Origin of the sequence: Emergencia sp. 1XD21-10, assembly GCF_009936045.1 — a bacterium.
Classification (GTDB): Bacteria; Bacillota; Clostridia; order Peptostreptococcales; family Anaerovoracaceae; genus Senimuribacter; species Senimuribacter intestinalis.
Window position 1 is genome coordinate 14061 of the sequence record NZ_QWEQ01000006.1, and the last position, 12696, is coordinate 26756.

23 protein-coding genes and 1 tRNA gene are annotated in these 12696 nt (G+C 40.7%); 6 read left to right on the plus strand and 18 right to left on the minus strand.

Going from position 1 to position 12696, the window contains the following annotated elements; genetic code table 11:
- Positions 1 to 2: 2 nt before the first annotated feature.
- The 17 genes from D1151_RS04835 to D1151_RS04915 form a co-directional block, all read right to left on the minus strand.
- The gene (locus D1151_RS04835) at positions 3 to 440 is read right to left on the minus strand and encodes a RusA family crossover junction endodeoxyribonuclease (RefSeq protein WP_330588286.1); all 438 of its coding nucleotides are present in this window, start codon (positions 438 to 440) and stop codon (positions 3 to 5) included.
- A complete protein-coding gene (locus D1151_RS04840) occupies positions 424 to 708 on the minus strand; it encodes a hypothetical protein (protein WP_161908169.1) in 285 nt (94 codons plus the stop codon). The genes D1151_RS04835 and D1151_RS04840 overlap by 17 nt, the downstream gene beginning before the upstream one ends.
- An 11-nt stretch (positions 709 to 719) precedes the next feature.
- Positions 720 to 1130: a single-stranded DNA-binding protein gene (locus D1151_RS04845; RefSeq protein WP_161908170.1), complete on the minus strand. Its 411-nt coding sequence runs from the start codon at positions 1128 to 1130 to the stop codon at positions 720 to 722.
- Positions 1131 to 1245: 115 nt separating this feature from the next.
- Positions 1246 to 1959 (minus strand): hypothetical protein, encoded by a 714-nt coding sequence (locus D1151_RS04850; RefSeq protein WP_161908171.1) that lies wholly within the window; start codon positions 1957 to 1959, stop codon positions 1246 to 1248.
- A 9-nt stretch (positions 1960 to 1968) separates the two neighbouring features.
- Positions 1969 to 2340: a hypothetical protein gene (locus D1151_RS04855; RefSeq protein ID WP_161908172.1), complete on the minus strand. Its 372-nt coding sequence runs from the start codon at positions 2338 to 2340 to the stop codon at positions 1969 to 1971.
- A gap of 17 nt (positions 2341 to 2357) precedes the next feature.
- Positions 2358 to 2651: a phosphoenolpyruvate carboxykinase gene (locus D1151_RS04860; protein ID WP_161908173.1), complete on the minus strand. Its 294-nt coding sequence runs from the start codon at positions 2649 to 2651 to the stop codon at positions 2358 to 2360.
- Entirely contained in the window at positions 2644 to 2979 is a 336-nt protein-coding gene (locus tag D1151_RS04865; RefSeq protein WP_161908174.1) for a hypothetical protein, read from the minus strand. The genes D1151_RS04860 and D1151_RS04865 overlap by 8 nt, the downstream gene beginning before the upstream one ends.
- A 5-nt stretch (positions 2980 to 2984) precedes the next feature.
- Entirely contained in the window at positions 2985 to 3716 is a 732-nt protein-coding gene (bet, locus tag D1151_RS04870; RefSeq protein WP_161908175.1) for a phage recombination protein Bet, read from the minus strand.
- Between the two features lie 17 nt (positions 3717 to 3733).
- On the minus strand, positions 3734 to 4516 hold the full coding sequence (locus D1151_RS04875; RefSeq protein WP_161908176.1) for a DUF1351 domain-containing protein: 783 nt from the start codon (positions 4514 to 4516) through the stop codon (positions 3734 to 3736).
- Between the two features lie 14 nt (positions 4517 to 4530).
- Positions 4531 to 5178: a YqaJ viral recombinase family protein gene (locus D1151_RS04880; protein ID WP_161908177.1), complete on the minus strand. Its 648-nt coding sequence runs from the start codon at positions 5176 to 5178 to the stop codon at positions 4531 to 4533.
- Positions 5171 to 5389, minus strand: coding sequence for a hypothetical protein (locus D1151_RS04885; protein ID WP_161908178.1), 219 nt, complete (start codon positions 5387 to 5389; stop codon positions 5171 to 5173). The genes D1151_RS04880 and D1151_RS04885 overlap by 8 nt, the downstream gene beginning before the upstream one ends.
- On the minus strand, positions 5376 to 5765 hold the full coding sequence (locus tag D1151_RS04890; RefSeq protein WP_161908179.1) for a glucosaminidase domain-containing protein: 390 nt from the start codon (positions 5763 to 5765) through the stop codon (positions 5376 to 5378). The genes D1151_RS04885 and D1151_RS04890 overlap by 14 nt, the downstream gene beginning before the upstream one ends.
- A 149-nt stretch (positions 5766 to 5914) precedes the next feature.
- Positions 5915 to 6319: a pentapeptide repeat-containing protein gene (locus D1151_RS17320; protein WP_161908180.1), complete on the minus strand. Its 405-nt coding sequence runs from the start codon at positions 6317 to 6319 to the stop codon at positions 5915 to 5917.
- On the minus strand, positions 6316 to 6504 hold the full coding sequence (locus D1151_RS04900; protein ID WP_161908181.1) for a helix-turn-helix domain-containing protein: 189 nt from the start codon (positions 6502 to 6504) through the stop codon (positions 6316 to 6318). Before D1151_RS04900 ends, D1151_RS17320 begins: the two co-directional genes overlap by 4 nt.
- An 11-nt stretch (positions 6505 to 6515) precedes the next feature.
- Entirely contained in the window at positions 6516 to 6677 is a 162-nt protein-coding gene (locus D1151_RS04905; protein WP_161908182.1) for a hypothetical protein, read from the minus strand.
- Between the two features lie 93 nt (positions 6678 to 6770).
- Positions 6771 to 6965, minus strand: a complete 195-nt coding sequence (locus D1151_RS04910) for a hypothetical protein (RefSeq protein WP_161908183.1) — start codon at positions 6963 to 6965, stop codon at positions 6771 to 6773.
- Positions 6966 to 7011: 46 nt separating this feature from the next.
- On the minus strand, positions 7012 to 7218 hold the full coding sequence (locus tag D1151_RS04915) for a hypothetical protein (RefSeq protein WP_202620385.1): 207 nt from the start codon (positions 7216 to 7218) through the stop codon (positions 7012 to 7014).
- A 160-nt stretch (positions 7219 to 7378) separates the two neighbouring features.
- On the opposite strand from D1151_RS04915, the gene D1151_RS04920 reads away from it, so the two are divergent.
- From D1151_RS04920 to D1151_RS04930, 3 genes are all read left to right on the plus strand, one after another.
- Positions 7379 to 7723 (plus strand): helix-turn-helix domain-containing protein, encoded by a 345-nt coding sequence (locus D1151_RS04920; RefSeq protein ID WP_161908185.1) that lies wholly within the window; start codon positions 7379 to 7381, stop codon positions 7721 to 7723.
- Positions 7724 to 8232: 509 nt separating this feature from the next.
- On the plus strand, positions 8233 to 8607 hold the full coding sequence (locus tag D1151_RS04925; protein ID WP_161908186.1) for a PH domain-containing protein: 375 nt from the start codon (positions 8233 to 8235) through the stop codon (positions 8605 to 8607).
- Positions 8608 to 8785: 178 nt separating this feature from the next.
- On the plus strand, positions 8786 to 9982 hold the full coding sequence (locus D1151_RS04930) for a site-specific integrase (protein ID WP_161908187.1): 1197 nt from the start codon (positions 8786 to 8788) through the stop codon (positions 9980 to 9982).
- Positions 9983 to 10041: 59 nt separating this feature from the next.
- On the opposite strand, the gene D1151_RS04935 is transcribed toward D1151_RS04930, so the two are convergent.
- Positions 10042 to 10118: transfer RNA gene (locus tag D1151_RS04935), tRNA-Arg, on the minus strand.
- A gap of 166 nt (positions 10119 to 10284) precedes the next feature.
- Here D1151_RS04935 and D1151_RS04940 point away from each other — a divergent pair.
- The 3 genes from D1151_RS04940 (at position 10285) to D1151_RS04950 (ending at position 12566) form a co-directional block, all read left to right on the plus strand.
- Positions 10285 to 11028: a MerR family transcriptional regulator gene (locus tag D1151_RS04940; RefSeq protein WP_161908188.1), complete on the plus strand. Its 744-nt coding sequence runs from the start codon at positions 10285 to 10287 to the stop codon at positions 11026 to 11028.
- Positions 11029 to 11100: 72 nt separating this feature from the next.
- Complete coding sequence (locus D1151_RS04945; RefSeq protein ID WP_161908189.1) at positions 11101 to 11826, plus strand: ABC transporter ATP-binding protein; 726 nt, start codon at positions 11101 to 11103, stop codon at positions 11824 to 11826.
- Entirely contained in the window at positions 11823 to 12566 is a 744-nt protein-coding gene (locus tag D1151_RS04950; RefSeq protein WP_161908190.1) for an ABC transporter permease, read from the plus strand. Before D1151_RS04945 ends, D1151_RS04950 begins: the two co-directional genes overlap by 4 nt.
- Positions 12567 to 12696 lie beyond the last annotated feature (130 nt).

Consider the following 12696-nt stretch of genomic DNA (forward strand, 5'->3'; position numbering starts at 1 on the left):
TTTTAACCCCCTATTCTTTCAATTCTCACTACTACACGGGGTTCAAAATCCGTGTATACCTTGCAAATATTCAGGCGTATAACTTGAGTGTCATCGCTATAAGCAATACCATTAAGTGCGTCACAGATTACCTTTGCGATGTTGTCCGCATCAGGCTTTTTTGTCGGGAAAAGATCCCCTGCTTCGATTTTTTTACGGTCTTTTTGAGACATGCTTTTCGGTATTTCGAAAAAAGCGATTATATCCATTTTCAGCGGTTCTTTATCAAACCAGCGTTCTTCTGCTTGCTCTAAAAAGCACTGCTTTATGTAATTTTCGTAAAGTACTGTTTTTTCAGGTGTCACGCTCTGGCTTCTCCCTAGCTTTGGATTGTAAAAAGTTCTTGCCCTTGCCTTTCCCTGCGGTTTACCTTCAATTACGAATTCAATCACCGTTATCACCTCTATTTATTGATTCTGACAGCGTTTTAGACAACTCCCGCATATCGGATTCCGCTGCCTTTATATCCGCTAACAGCTGAATCACTGACTGTGCTTCGGATCCACGCAACTTTTTCATTGCAAAGCTGTCCAGCAGATGTTCACAGTCACGATGATACCCTGTAACAATCCTACTTGCTGCTTCTCCGTTTTTAGCTGTATACAGTTCTTCAATCCACATATTCAAGCTATCGGACTTCAGGACATACTTTCCACATACAATTTCCATATCCAACCTCCTTAGAACGGCACTTCTTCATCTATCGCCTGAAATTCGTGGAAAGATTCTGCGGATTCCTGCGGTTCATGCGTCTGCACGTTATTTTCTTCACGTTTCGGGAATTCTAAAAATTCTACTCTGTCTGCTACAACATCGGTTGTGTAAACAGTGACACCATCTTTGTTCTGATAGCTTCCTGTTTGGATTCGCCCTTGAATTCCAACTAATCTGCCTTTTGCCAGGTATTTCTCGCAATTTTCCGCCTGCTTACCGAAAACGGTTATGCGGGGAAAGTCTGTCTGCTTCTCGCCGCCTGATCTTACAGGTCTGTCAATAGCAACGGTAAAGGTTGCAACTGCCATCTGCGTGCTTGCGGTGTATCTGACCTCCGGGTCACGGGTAAGTCTTCCTATTAAAATCACACTATTCATATGTTCTTTTTCTCCTTTTGTGGTGTTCTGTGTGAGTCGTACAGCGTTTTTTTGTCTGATGTTGATTAACTCTCTAATTCAAACTATAAAATCGCTGTACGACTTCGATATTTTTTTAAGCGATTACCGTAAACATAGGGTAGTCTTCCAGCTGATCTACAAGGTAATCTTTGATTCTCTGCATTGCATCGATCTGCCATGCGCCGCCATCAGCTTCAAAGATGGCGCAAGCCACACCACTTCCTTCTTTCATTCTGAAGATAAATGCAGATTCAGGCTGTTCTACTTCAAAGAATGTTCTGTATGGCTTTAACAGTACTGGATTAGGGACAATTGCTTCGCTTTTAGAAGTAAGTCCCGTTTTGACTGTCGCTTTCTGCGTAACGCCATCATCGCCATACTGCGCTATCGTTCCAGCTTCAACAGTTCCCGCAAACTTTAGCAAGGTTTCTCTGTCGTCGTTTTTTATAAATTTTGACTGTAATGCAATGCAGAAAGATTCTTTGTCCATGAAAGAGTCAAAGCTGAAATACGGTAGCAGTGCGTCAGCTTCTATCAGATATTCTCTGTTTCTGTTGTAATCCAACTCTGAATACACCTTCACCATTGTTGGGCTGGTGACCTCAACAATCATGCTGTCACTCATTACATCCGTTCCTGACTTAATATAATCAAGCAGTCCTGTAAGGGTATTTACCGTCAGTTTCATTGCTTTTGGTTCATACGGTTCAACCCTGAACAATGTCTTGTCTGAATATATGTCACCGTGGATTTCCTGCGTTTTAGCTTCTCCGAGATTTACAATATACTGCAATGCTTCTTTAATCATACTTTTCACCTATTTTACCTTTCTGAAATCTACAGGGATAACTTCGCCTGTTGTCATGTCGACTGTTTCTTTTCCAAATCCCAATTGACCTTTCAGCTGATTGCCATACTCTTCAGCGATCACTTCACCTGTTCGAAGATCTCTCCCGACAGCAAATTGAGTCGTCAATTCTCCTTGTGCTGCCAGCTTCTCACTTACCTTAATTGATGTCATGACATTGTCACGGGCTTCATTCTGTTCAAATGACATTTTGATGGTAATTTCACGCTTTGCCTTGTAAGGCGTATTCACATCCTGTAGGTTCTCCATTACTCTGTCAAACGAGTGCTGGAACTTCTCGTTCAAAGCACCGCCGACCATTTCTTTTAAATCAACTTTCATGTTTTCACCTTGCCTTTCTATAAATAAGATCTTCCGAAGATCTCCATAAACTCATCACGACTTCCATAGTGTCTTTCAAAGTATTCCTGTGCCATCTTCTTTAGGTAGTCATCAACCTGTCGCCGATACTTCGGATTGACCCTTGCGCCATTTGGGTGGAGATCGTAGCGCAGCGGCACGACAAAGCCGTATTTTTCAGATTTTCCACGGTAGCATCCGCCGAAGATGTGATGTCTTTCCACATATGGACTGCCTGTAAAAATGCAATTGCCCATATTGTCCGTGAATACACTTGTTAATCTTTTAACCATTAGGCAACCCCCATTCTCGCTGGATCTGACTTTCAATTAACCGCAGCTGTAGCTTAATACTGTTAATTGCTTCTTGGTTTGCCTTATATACGGCTTCTGCAACATCTCTGGCATATCTGGCTTCTGCAACTGCAGGGATTCCATAGCAAGTTTTATCAATCATACCGATCGCCATTCCATCTTCTCGTAGCTTCAGGCACTCATGCCGCAGCAGAATCTTATAGTCCCTTTCTGCCTGCGCATAAGCTATTCCATTTTTTCGCAGCTGTCTGATGCTGACTTCAAGGTCTTTTGTCTTCTGCTGTAATTCGTTGTATAATTCGTACATGCCTTTTACTCTCCAAATAATGCCTGCTGTACGTCAGAAACATATTCAACCGTTTCCGTTTCAGCAATTTCTACAGATTCAATGACGTTTTCTGCAATCACTCCAGATGGCAAGTTTTCTTCAACCTCGTTCGTTTCTTCTGCGGCATACATGCCGCCAAGGTCTTCTGGAAAAGCTTCTCGTAGTGCATGTACAAGTGCAACTTTTCTAATCATGCTGGCAGGGCGCTTCTGCCAATTGCTATTCACCGTCCCATCTTTCTTTAAGCCGATGTATTCATTTAGGGATACGGATACCTCTATAGGGTTCTCATAGCCTTTTACAAAGGCTTTCGCCCAGCCCCCGACTAATGTTTCGCCATCAATAACAATTGTTCCTATCCTGTTCTCCAAACTTCCGTCTTCTTTCAGGATAACAACACCCGCTTGCTGACCCGCATAGCTGGAATTACGCATCGCCCTTTTAGTGATTGCTTCTTTGCCTGTTACGATGGTTGCAGGCTGGCTGCCGTACTTAATTAAGTACGCTTCACGCAGGAAAGGATTCAACTTTTGGAATTTGCAAAGATTAAGAAACATTACAACCTCTTGATCTGTTACTCTGCCATCCCCATTGACTAAATACTGCCTGATGATATTCGGGCTGATTTTAACCATCTGACCGTTGCATTCATATTCTACAACCTTGTTGCCAACATCCACAGGCGGCTTCGGCGCTAAACTATTTTGAATATCCATATTTCAACCTTCCTTTCTTAAAGCATTCTGAAATTGATTGCATTTCGATTAAAAAATGCTCTCAGTTCTTTTGCATCTTCGATTGAGAGCAGCGCTTCAAATCCAATCCACTGCTTATCCGCATCATCATGAGCGCAACCTGCAGGCTCTTCCGCTACTCTTTCATCTGGTACTTCCTTAGCGGCGGCGGCTTCTTTGCGCTTCTGGATGTCTACTAGCCGCTGCCCTTCTGCTATTGCCTTGTTAATGTCCAGAGTTCGCTTGTACTCTTCGATGGCTTCAAAACTGAATTCTGGCAGATTGTTCAGTGTTTCCAGATCCGCCTTGATGCTGCCAATTTTTTCTTCAATTGCTTCAATGACTTTTTTCATGGCAAAGGTCGCATTTAACCATCTTGGATCGCTAATCTGTTCAAAGCGAAGCCATTCAAATTCGTTCCTGCCATCGAAGTAGGCAACGATTGATTCAAGTTTTGCCTGCTTCTGCTTCTCTTCATAGGACTTCACCTGAGAGTCGATCAGCTGCACCGGTTCTGCGATAATCGCAACAAGGTCTTTCATCTTCTTTTCAAACTCTTCATAGGGCTGCAAGCATCTCTTCTCTTCTCTCTTTCGGGCGGTTTCCACTGCTGCAATCAGCTTATTAAGGTCTGCTTTTGCCGTCTTTGCGTCCTTGATGGTATCGTCCGTAAATACCATGTTTCTGTAAAGTTCCGCTTTTGCGGTGATCTCCTTTTTTAACTCTTCGTAGTTAAACTCAATCGCTTTCGGGAATTCGACTTTTTCAATTCTTAATTCCATATCTTCCTCTCTTTCTATATTTCTGGCAGAATCAGCGCAGGTTCTCTTCTCTCCTGCACACAATCCCAGAATTCTTTCTCTTTGCTGGCTAAGTACTTGATATCTTCTTCCACTGCTGTCCGCTCAATTACATAGTGCAAAATTTCCGCTTTGACTTCTCCTCCATAATCCGACTTCAGGCGGGCTTTTAAGACGGCAAAGTCAAATTCTGTAACCAGCAGATAATGCAGCAGCTGAATATAGTAGTTGTCTGGAATCCTGTTTTTCCACTTTGCCCTTTGCGCCGCACGAACTATATTCGTGGTCTTGATTTCAAGGATTCCTTTTCTTCCTTGTTGATCCGTCAGCCAGCCGTCCAATGATGCGTGAGCCCACGGGTATTTATCATTGATCCACATATTGTTATCCACGTAATCAACCTGATATTCTAGAAAGTCCAAGGCAAACAGATTACGCAGCATTGGCTCAGCTTCGTGTCCATACTTGACGTATGGCTTTTCTGAAATGTCCTCAGCTACAGCTGCGCCCGTCTTTTCCAGCCACAAGGTAACGTTGTCCTTCCAAGGGTTTAATCCTAAAACCGTGGCGGCATCGCTTCCGCCAATTCTCTGACGGTTCGACAGCCATTCAGCATGACTGTTCAGAATCTGCATCTCAACCATTTTCTTTTAACCTTCTGGCGGCTGCTTCGCCTGTATCTATACCGTCTTTCAACAACGCCTCCATATCCTTTCTTGCATCTTCTCTTGTATGGTATTTTAGTAAATCTGCGTAAATTGTTCCAATAATCGTTAAAAACTCAAGGGCTACGTCTTTTCCTGTTCCAGCTATGGTCACATTAACGCCATCTCTCTTTGCTTCACAATGAATCATAATTTTCCTCCATAATTTTCTTCACTTCTCTTGCCCAATTTGGATTAACAGGGCAATACTTTTTTCCGATTTTTTCAACGGTGTCATATCCTTTGCCAAAATAGTTTTTAGCTAAATTTTGGACAAAGTCATCAACACCGTCTTCCAGCGACCTGTAGACAATGGGCACTTCGTCAATGCTCATACCTCCAACGTTATTGCACTCTGTAAAGGCTGCACTAGTAAAGTTACCCGTTTCCAGCCTTGCAATCGCTAGTGCAATGTCAGAATCAACGCCGTAATACTGACAAGCTACGATAATCATTCCTTCTACGCTACCTGTGCAGTTCGGGTTCACTTTCTCAGCCGCTTCAAGTTGTTGTTCGAGCCTTACCATCTCTACATTTAAAGGGACGGTGTCAGGCTCTTCCTTTCAACAAATAGCCGCAGTGCCGTAGATTGTTCCGTAAGCCACTGCCAAGAGCAGTGCAATCAGTCCCGCTGCCGCCAGCTGAATTTTGCCACGTTCGTTCAGCCTATACTTTTTCACTGTCCTTTCTCCTTTTCAATCTTTCCGCATTCCCCCACTCGGTGGAATCTGTTTGCAAAATCAATTAACTTTGTTAGTTCTGTTTTGGTTTCTGGGCTTGCGTTTTTGCTATGTAATCCTGCCTTTATCAAGTGGTAAGCAATCTGGATTAATACTCTGTCATCAAAATGCGCATTTAAGCTGCCGCACCATAAAGGCAAACAGCTAAAATCAAGGTCTGCTTCCCGTAGGTCTGCTCCCCATAGGTCTGCTCTCCATAGGTCTGCTCCCCGTAGGTCTGCTCTCCGTAGGTCTGCTCTCCGTAGGTCTGCTTCCCGTAGGTCTGCTCTCGTACCGCCATTTTCGTTATCAAGCCACATCTTATGTTTTTTTAATATTTCATTTAAAACATCTTTGTTCATCTGGTTTCTCCTTTGTGTTTTTTCTTTTCTAAATAACTGAGAATGTCACTTTCTGCGAATCGCCTTAGATTCCCAACCTTAGCCGGGGTCAACTCACCGCTGACCTGCAGCCTGTAAAGGGTTGTGGGCGATATCTTCAGCATCGCCATAACTTCGTTTGCCGAATAGTACTTTTCGATTGCCATTGTCATCCCTCCTACAACGAATTTTCCCAGTCTTCTTCGCTTGCATATTCTTCGACTGTGTATGATCCCATTGAATCAGTCTTAAAAGCTTCTGCGAATTCTACCGCATCCGCATATTTCCCAGCTTCGAGATGTTTTCTTGTGCCATCTTCGTAAGTGATTACAAAAAACATTGATTTCCTCCTTTTTTTCTGATAAAATATTATTAAGTACATTTTCAGGTCACTTTGACCTATTGCCCATGTTTGCAGCATGGGCTTTTTTCTTTAGATTTCGCTTTCTTCGATTACAGTGACAGCTAAGGCTTTACGCAAAAGAAAATCTGTGATGCGCTGCTTTGCGATGCCTGTTTCGTCGCTAATCGCTTCTAGTTGATCATTTACATCTTTGGAAATCCAGATCGTACCACCTGTTTTTCCAATTGGCTTACCCGTTGATTTTCGGATTATGATTTTTTCCATTGTTTCCTCCTGTCTTCACCATACTTTTTGTGTCTTTTTAAGACACTCAACTTGTAAAAAAAATAAGATCCACTTCATCTGCTGACAGATTATATCTCTCTTTTATTTTTACAATTTCGCTTTTGCTGAATTCTGAACCATGTTCATTTACCTTAGATGATAGCGTGCTTCTTGCTATACCTAGATATTTCGCAACATCTCCCATTGTATCTCCATGTAGCTTCATGACTGAGAGCAATCTGTTTTTGTTCATCATATCACCTCCTCCGTATCTTTTTAAGACACTTTCATAATATCACACGTTTTTGTCTGCGTCAATCTTTTTTTGGTCTTTTTAAGACACTTTGTTCAAATTTCGCTTGATTTATGCAAATTTATGAAGTATAATTAAGACACTAAAGGAGGAATACCACATGACAATGGCTGATAGAATAAAAGAACGGCGCATTGCTATGGGATATACACAAGAAGAATTAGCCGAAAAGATAGGTTTGAAAAAATCTGCCATAGCAAAGTATGAAAATGGAAGGGTTGAGAATATCAAACGCCCTATTATAAAGAAAATGGCAGCTGTTTTAGAATGCACTCCTTCGTATTTACTGGGATTTGATGCCAACATAGAGCAAAGCGGCGCATTTGTCGCCTACATGCTGATGGATACTACATTCACGGAATACGTCAAGAAATTTCATTCGCTGCCAGATGATGAAAGACAACGGGTATACGGATATATTGACTCTTTATTAGCAAAAAAATAAAGAGGGCGCATTGCCCTCTTTTGTCACCAATTTTCCCTAACAGTGATAAGGAAATCATATAGGAACTTGTAGATTTTTACATCATTAAGAGTTTTCAATAGTTTGTAAACCTCTTTCTTATAATTGATTTCTGGATTCATAAGTACCTCCTGAAAAAGGACAGATTCCACCGAAGACATCTCTGTTCAAGAAATATCTTACAGTGAATTAATGGAAATAAGTACTAAGGAATTCCTTGTGTTAATTATATAACAAATTGGAAAGAACCGCCATACTACAAATTATAGAAATATGAAGAGCGCTATACCCCCTTTATGGTAAGAAAGGCGTAGGATTTGCAAAAGATCCTGTCAAGTCAGTAAAAAACAGAGTATCCCATAAAACCACGGCTGGTGTTAAGGATATACTTAAATGATTATTAGCTGCTGAAAAAAACGCTTTCTGAGCGTTTTATGGCAAGATTTGCCGAATAAATTACTGCAATTTTCACAGAAGAAAGGAACAAAGAAATGATTGATTTTAAGAATGGAACCGTTTTCAAACTGAAAAAAGCAAAAGGATTCGATCACGAAAAAGACATTCAACCGTTATTTATCGCTGGTGAAGAGTTTATTTCAGAATACACGGGTATTCGTGATTACGTAATCTTCACAACCAAAAGAATGATTGCGGTAAATGTTCAGGGTATGACGGGCAAAAAGAAAGATTTTACATCACTTCCTTACAGCAAAATACAAGCATTTTCAGTTGAAACTGCAGGTGTCCTTGATATGGATAGTGAACTTGAGATGTATTTCTCTGGACTTGGAAAGGTTAAACTTGAATTCTCTGGTGCAAATGATATCGTAGAGATAGGCAAGCTGATCTCAGAAAGAGTCCTGTAATTGGTTTCAAGAATTCCTAACTAAGCATATAAAAACGCCCCTGTTGGCGCAAGGACGTTTAAAAATCGGACTGTAATGATACAATACCGACCTAAGCAATCATATTGTATCATCGCAGCCCTTAAAAATCAAGCGTTAAGGGTATTTTTGTACCCAAAAAACAGGAAAGGATAATACTATGGCAAGTTTTAAAAGAAAAAATAACGGAAAAGTGGAAATCACTATAACACGTGGCAAGCGATTTGACGGAAAACCATGCCGCTATTATCGAGAGGTTGACTATGTATCTGAAAAGCAGCTGCAAGAAGCTGCAGCATTATTTCTCGCCGACATAATAAACGGCAATGTCTCAACACCCGATGCAACATCTTTAGACGCTTTATATAACGACTTTATGGCTCATAATGGCAACATTAGTACCGATCTCAAAATTTCTACTCGCAAAAGATATGCCGCCATTTATGAAAACCAAATCAAACAGTACTTCGGTGACAAAAAAATTAGTAAAATAACAAAGGTTCAAATCAGGGATTGGGTTAAAGATTTGTCCGAAAACGGAAAGAATAAACGTACAAAGCAACCTCTATCTCCAAAGACTATCAAGAATGCTCTATCGCTACTAAGCACGCTTTTTAAATATGCCGTAGAAGACCTTGAATTATTAGAAAAAAATCCTTGCGAACATGTGAAAGTGCCCAAAGCCACAAAAAAATATAAAGTCCCGAAAGACTTTTACAAAGAACATGAAATCGCAGATTTAATTTCTTTACTATTACAGGAGCGTGAAACTGAGTCAGGGCGAACCCATGCAACAGCGGTCCTTTTAATATTATTTACTGGTATGCGTGCAGGTGAGGTCATGGGTTTGCGCTGGGAAGATATAGATTTTGAAAAACATACTATCAGTATTGAAAGAATACGGCTAGTAGTTCCCGATGACGGCGTAATAGAAGATACCCCTAAAACAGAAGGGTCTATTAGGTTGATTACCGCCCCTACCTTTATTATGGGCATACTGGAAATTTTAAAAGATTATCAACAATACTACAAAAAAATATTAACTAACGATTATAAAGATAGTGGCTACGTCTTTACAATTCCAGAAGGAACACCCCACCATCCAAACAATACATATCGCTGGTTTAAACGTTTCTTGCAGAAATACGAATTAAAAGATACCACTTTGCACGATTTGAGACATACCCACGCCGCAATCCTCTCATCTATAGGTGTTCAGATTGTTGACGTGTCTAAACGATTAGGACATACTAACACACGAATTACGCAAGAAGTGTACGAATATTACTTCAAAAGTACAGATAAGAATGTATCAGAAAAGCTCGACCAGTTCTACGCCTCTTTAGTAAAAATGTAGTCTAAATGTAGTCCAAAGAAAAACCCAACGCTATAAACGTTGGGTTTTCAATATTTTTTTGGTGCGCCATAAGGGACTCGAACCCCTAACCTTCGCATTCGTAGTGCGCTACTCTATCCAATTGAGCTAATAGCGCACGAACAATTTGTTCGTACTTATTTATTATAGTTCAATTCATCGAATTTGTAAAGAAGTTTTTTTGTTTCAATTATGATTTATCTATGTTAAAATAAATCCCTACACTATACCACCAGACTTTTTTCTGTGATATAGTGGTTGAGAGAGAACGGAGGTGAGAAACTGTGACCACATACAAAACTGCGGAAGTTGCCGCAATCATCGGAATACATCCAAATACAGTACGATTATACGAAAAACTGAAGCTGATACCTAAGCCAGAACGGCTGCCAAATGGGTATCGCATATTTACAGAATTTCATATAAAGCAATGCAAACTGATACGCCTTGCATTTCAAGTAGAGGTATTGCAGAACGGGTTAAGAAAAAACATTGCACAAATGCTTACTATATCAGCAGCAGGAGATTTTGATACAGCTATTACGCTTACGAAAAACTACTTAGGACAAATCGGGAGAGAACGCCGGAACGCGGAAGAAGCCATTGAAATTGTAAAGCAAATTTTATCCGGAGATATTGAGAAAAATTCGCAGTATCAGAAGCGAAAAGAGGTATCAGAACTGCTCGATATTTCTATGGACACGCTCCGAAACTGGGAAATGAACGGCTTACTTACAGTAAAAAGAAAAGATAACGGGTATCGAATCTATACCGATGAGGATATACAGCGGCTAAAGATCATTCGCACATTAAGATGTGCAAATTACTCCTTAGAGGCAATCCTTCGTTTGTTGCAGCAGCTATCCCAAAATCCAGATGCTGATATTCGAGCCACCTTGAATACACCGAAACAGACTGATGATATTATTTCTGTCTGCGACAGACTAATTGTCTCACTGTCAGTAGCAGAAAAAAATGCTATTGCGATTTTGGATATGCTGTACGATATGAAAATTGAATTTTCATAAACCCTACACTTTACCACCAATGTTTTCATTGGTGGTATTCTTATTTCACAAGAAACAAAAGGAGGTCTTATTATGCAGACTGTAATCAATGTGGAGCGATTGTCAAAATCCTACGGCAACCTGTTTGCAGTAGACAAAATCAGTTTGTCCGTAAAGCGTGGAACCGTTTACGGGCTTCTTGGCGCAAACGGTGCAGGAAAAAGCACAACAATCGAATGTATCTTAGGTACAAAAAATGCCGATAGCGGAACAATATCGGTCTTGGGGTATAATCCTAAAAAGGACAGGCATCGCCTGTTTCAAAATGTGGGCGTTCAGTTCCAAGAGTGCGATTATCAGCCGGAAATAAAAGTTTCAGAACTATGTGAAGAAACTTCTTGTCTTTATGATGCTCCTGCCGACTGGAAAAAGCTTTGTGAACAATTTGGAATAGAAGGTAAGATTGGAAATGCGTTAAAGAGCTTGTCCGGCGGGGAGCGTCAGTGCTTATTCATCGTACTTTCCTTAATCCCGAACCCGGAGCTAGTATTTCTTGATGAATTGACTACCGGACTTGACGCAAAAGCCCGGCGTGATGTCTGGAAAATATTATCTGAATTAAAAAGTAAGGGATTGACTATCTTTTTAACTTCCCATTTCATGGACGAAGTGGAAGCCCTATGTGATGAAATTTGTATTTTGAGAAACGGGAAAATCATATTTCTCGGAGCCGTTGAGCAGGCAAAAAAAGCCAGTAAATGCGAAAACTTTGAAGACGCTTATCTTAGGCTTTCCGGTGAGGAGGTAGAGAAAGAATGAGATCATTTGGAACACTTTTGAAAAATGAATTGAAGCTAAACATCAGAAACATGAATATGGTTATTTTCGCTGTTATCGTGCCACTGATTGTCTTAGGTTTGCTTGGCTTCATTTACGGAACAAAACCCGCCAGAGACGGAGCAGCATACACTTTTATGGAACAGTCTTTCAGCGCACTATGCTGTATCTCCATTTGTGCGGGTGGGCTAATGGGTCTGCCCCTTGTCGTATCAGAATATCGGGAACGAAAAATCTTGAAGCGTTTTCAAGTTACCCCTGTCAGCCCAGCAAAATTACTTTTGGTAGAATTTTTGATTTATGTTATCTATTGCATCGTATCAATGCTTACGCTGTTCCTTACCGCCATGCTGTTTTGGAAAATAAGAATACATGGTTCTTTCCTGTTATTCTTGGGAAGCTGGCTTTTGACTATGGTATCGACTTTGAGTATCGGATTGTTAATTGGTGGAATTGCCAAAAACATGAAAAGCGCAAGCGTAATTGCCTGTATCTTATATTTCCCTATGCTGACTTTTTCGGGTACAACGCTTCCCTTTGAGGTTATGCCTATTACCATGCAAAAAATTATCAGTATCTTTCCATTGACACAGGGTATTCAGCTAATGAAAAACGCATTTCTTGGGTCGCCGATTGAAAATGCTATATTCCCGGTTGTTATTATGAGTATTACCGCATTAATCTGTTTTGCTATTTCCATAAAATATTTTAAATGGGAATAAACATCTTCTTTGGCTTTACTTCAGTGCATTTGAGCTGTCCGTTTTGTACGCTACGCTAAAAAAGAAGAGACAGCCATACGACTGTCTTTTCTTTTTTAACCGGCAACGCTCGCTTCGCTCACTCCTCCGT